Source organism: uncultured Campylobacter sp. (assembly GCF_938018145.1).
Classification (GTDB): Bacteria; Campylobacterota; Campylobacteria; order Campylobacterales; family Campylobacteraceae; genus Campylobacter_A.
Genome location: NZ_CALIII010000303.1, coordinates 1 through 3,938, shown reverse-complemented (window position 1 = coordinate 3,938; position 3,938 = coordinate 1). Strand labels below are relative to the sequence as shown.

The window sequence follows — 3,938 nt, the reverse complement described above, 5'->3', positions numbered from 1 at the left end:
TAGCCTCTATATCGCTCTTTGCGGCGATTTCATTGTGTACGGCGGCTTTTGTAAAGAGTGACTTTATCGCGCCGGGCACTTCATCCTTAAACTCCGCTGCCAAAGCCTCAAGCCCGCTTTTTTCGTCTTTTAGCGTTTCGTTTTTTAGCGCCTTAAACATACTCGGAGCAAATTTGACCCAGTGCGCGGTCGACGTTATCACGCACGGGCGCGTTAAATTTGCCGCCGCTTTAAAGCATGTAGCCGTGTGCGGATCGACTGCGACGCCTTTTGCCGCCCACTCTTTTATAAATTTCTCGCACTCCTCGTCGCTGCAAAAATCAGCGTCAAAGTCCTCTTTTAGCGCGTCTAGCTCGCTGCTTGAAAGCTCGTAAAAGCCCTCGCTTGCGAGACTATCCATCAGCTCTTTGGTTCTCACGGCGCCGAATTTATCAAAAAGCAGCCTCTCGACGTTTGAAGAAACGAGGATATCCATCGCGGGACTGATCGTCTTAATCAGGCTTTTGCCGCGCAGATCGTATCGCCCCTGCGTGAAAAACTCGGTCAGGATGTTGTTTGCGTTTGAGACGATTTTGATTTTGCCGATTTTCGCGCCCATTTTTTTAGCGTAGTATGCGCCCAGAGCATTGCCGAAGTTGCCACTAGGCACGACGATGTCAAATTCTCCCTTTAGCTCGCCCGTTTTTAGCAGATAAACGTAGGCGTAAACGTGATAGATGATCTGAAACAAAATCCGCCCGAAATTTACCGAATTTGCCGCCGAGAGCGAGAGTCCGGCAGCGCTTAGGCGCTCTTTAAATTTCTCGCTAGCCAGCAGGCTTTTTAGCGCGCGCTGCGCATCGTCGAAGTTGCCCTCGATGCCGATTACTTTGAGGTTTGCGGCGTCTGCGTTTATCATTTGTAGGCGCTGTACCTCGCTCGTGCCGTCTTTTGGATAGAGGCAGACGACTTTGACGCCCGGTGCGTCTGCAAAGGTCTCTAGCGTCGCAGGTCCGGTGTCGCCGCTAGTAGCGCACATTATGAGGTATTTTTCGCCTCTTTTTGCGGCTAGCTCGCTAAGCAGCGCGCCGAAAGGCTGCAGAGCCATATCTTTAAACGCGCGCGTAGGTCCGTGATAAAGCTCGTTTACGTAGAGGTTTTCGCCGATTTTTCGCACCTGCACGGGATTTTGCGGATCGTCAAATCTCTCATACCGCTTCACCGCCCTCTCAAACATCGCCGCATCCGCGTCAAATCCAAATTTCTCTATGATTTTTAGAGCGATTTGTGCGTAGTTTAAATTTACCGCCTCAGCAAAAAATTTATCATCCAGCTGCGGTAGCTGCGTCGGTGCGTAAAGCCCGCCGTGAGCGGAGCTAGGGCTAAGTAGCGCCTGGCTAAATTCCACGCTTTTTAGGCTCTCGCCCGCACTCGCTCTAGTTTGAAATAGCTTCATTTGCTTTCCTTTTTTATCCATTTTTTGTATTTTTTACTAGCTTTATCCGCCTTAAAAGCCACAATCTCAGGCAGCTCGTAGTCGTGATGTTTCGCGATAAATTTAGCGATTTTTTTAAATTTAACCGCGGTTTTTATGAGTAAGACCCGCTCCTTTTCATCCTTTATCTCGCCGTCCCAAAAATAAACGCTATTTGCCTTAAAAACGCTGACGCAAGCGGCAAATTTAGCTTTTACGAGCTTTTTGGCTAGAGTTTTAGCCGCAGACTTGTCGGCGCAAGAAGTTAGTACGAATTTCATTAAAGCATCCTAAAAATTTTTAGGAGATTATAGAATTTTCTCTTTGATAATTCGTTTAAATTTATCCGCCAGCGTCGTTTTTAGCGCGATGACGGAGAGCGGCAGGCCAAACTCCTCCATCTTTACGGCGTCTTTTCGCGTGACCAAAAGCGAGGTCGCGCCGTAGCGCTCTAGGATACTCGCTAGCTCGTCCCGCGAAAACGCGTAGTGATCGGGATATATCTCGCGCCTGATGCAAAGCCTAAAATAAGGCTCCAGGCGCTGCGGATTTGCGATAGCGGTCACCAAAACCATCTTTTTAGTTTGATTTATGATTTCGCTCGCACGAGTAAAATCCTCGCCCTCTTTTACGACGTAGTCGGCTTTGGCGTAAAATTTGCTCGGGTAGCGATACGCGCCGCTAGGCAGGACGAAATCAAAATAAGGCTTTGCCGATGGGCGGATCAGGACGTTAAATTTTTTGATGTGAAATTTACCGAAGCCGTCATCTAGCAGCACGTACTTTGCGCCCATTTTTTTGGCTTCTTTTATCGCGATATCGCGGTTTTCGCTCACGATGACGTTTGCGTTTTTTACGCTTTTTGCGTACTCCATCGCCTCGTCGCCGCTAGCCGTGACGCCCACTAAAATTTCGCCCGAGATAGCGACTTTTATGAGTCCTTTTGAAGCTCTACCGTAGCCTCGTAACACGACGCAGCCGCCCTCAAATTCGTTTAATATAGCAATGCCCAGCGGCGTCTTTCCGCTGCCGCCTAGGGTTAAATTTCCGATGCTGATAATCGGGATGTCAAAATCTAAAGCTTTGCTAAATTTGGACTTTAAAGTCACGCCCGCGCAGTAAATCCAGCTAAGCGGCAAAAGCGCGATAGCTAGGCACTTTTGCCACAAATTTGGAGAGTAAAAATACTCCTGCGCAAAGGCGTAAATTTTCCTTTTAAACACGCGTTTTGGCTACTTCTCGCACGCTCTCGCAGATATAGGCGACCTCTTCGTCGCTAAGCGCGTTGTAAACGGGCAGCGAAAGCACCTGCTGATAGGTTTTTAGCGCATTCGGGAATGAATTTACCTTAAGCCCGTATTTGCTTTTATAGTAGCTTAAAAGGTGCATCGGTTTGTAGTGAAGCGCCGTGTGGATGCCGCGCTCTAGCAGCTCCTTGGCAAACCCGTCGCGGTTTTTGTCGATCTTGATGATGTACTGGATATAGACGTGGTCGCGCTTTTTGATCGGTAGCGAGACGTGCGGGCAGCCTGCGAGCTCTTTGTCGTAGATGGCGGCGATCTGTCTGCGCCGAGCGATAAATTTATCCGTTTTTTCAAACTGCGCCACCGCATACGCTGCGCAAAGCCCCGTTAGATCATACTTCACGCCGATATCTACGACGTCGTAGACGTAGCCTAGGTTGCCGTCTTTATCTATGCCGCCATTCACGATCGCGTGGTTTCGCAGCAACCTAGCGCGCTCGGCGATGGCATCGTCGTCCGTCAGCATAAAGCCCGCCGTTGCGATCGGGTTTGTGAGCTGCGAATGCACGTTAAAGCAAGAGATAAGCGAGCGGTCATCAGAGCCGATTTTTACGCCGTTATAGGTTAGGCCGACGGACTTACCAGCGTCATCGAGCACCTTTACGTCGTACTCCTGCGCGATAGCGTAGATCTCGTCCATATCCGACGCCTGCCCTCCGACGTGGTTTACAAAGATACCTTTTAGCTTTTTGTGATTGTGCACTTTTAGCGTATCTCGCAGCGACTGGGGATTCATGTTGAAGTCGTCTTCGTTGATGTCAACAAATATCGGCTCAGCGTCAAAATGCCTGATCGCCTGCGCCACGCTCGGAGTAGAGTTTACCGAGCAAATGATCTTGTCACCGCGTTTTAGATCCATCGAACAAAGCGCCAAATGGTGAGCGGCGCTGTTGTTATTGGTCGTAACGGCGTGCTTTACGCCAAAATACTCCCTAAGCTCGGACTCCAGCCTCTCCACGATCACCGAACCGTGGTCTTTTAAGGCTTCTTTGATGAGCGTAATCTCGGCCTCGTCGATAGTAGGTCTATAAAACGCTATCTCTTCCATTGTGCCTCCTTGTTTTTTTATTTTTATCTTACCTTGAATTACGTTTCTTTTTTAATTTACTTTTTCACCGAATTTACGGCGGTTTTTATCATCTTGCCGTTTTTGGCAAATTTGATGCTCATGGCTAGCGTAG

4 protein-coding genes are annotated in these 3,938 nt (G+C 48.9%); all 4 read right to left on the bottom strand.

The annotated features are described in order from the left end of the window. The coding region (thrC, locus tag Q0338_RS07130) for a threonine synthase (protein WP_298086148.1) at window positions 1–1,435 on the bottom strand (1,435 nt) is incomplete at its 3' end. Continuing rightward, window positions 1,432–1,734: a divalent-cation tolerance protein CutA gene (gene cutA, locus Q0338_RS07125; RefSeq protein WP_298086147.1), complete on the bottom strand. Its 303-nt coding sequence runs from the start codon at window positions 1,732–1,734 to the stop codon at window positions 1,432–1,434. The genes thrC and cutA, both read right to left, overlap by 4 nt. 27 nt (window positions 1,735–1,761) lie before the next feature. After that, the gene (locus Q0338_RS07120; RefSeq protein ID WP_298086146.1) at window positions 1,762–2,676 is read right to left on the bottom strand and encodes a tetraacyldisaccharide 4'-kinase; all 915 of its coding nucleotides are present in this window, start codon (window positions 2,674–2,676) and stop codon (window positions 1,762–1,764) included. Next, a complete protein-coding gene (locus tag Q0338_RS07115) occupies window positions 2,669–3,805 on the bottom strand; it encodes a DegT/DnrJ/EryC1/StrS aminotransferase family protein (protein WP_298086145.1) in 1,137 nt (378 codons plus the stop codon). The genes Q0338_RS07120 and Q0338_RS07115 overlap by 8 nt, the downstream gene beginning before the upstream one ends. Window positions 3,806–3,938 lie beyond the last annotated feature (133 nt).

Excerpts from the sequence above, each read along its gene's own strand:
- cutA (WP_298086147.1), bottom strand. The coding sequence starts at position 1,734 with ATGAAATTCGTACTAACTTCTTGCGCCGACAAGTCTGCGGCTAAAACT.
- Q0338_RS07115 (WP_298086145.1), bottom strand. The coding sequence starts at position 3,805 with ATGGAAGAGATAGCGTTTTATAGACCTACTATCGACGAGGCCGAGATT.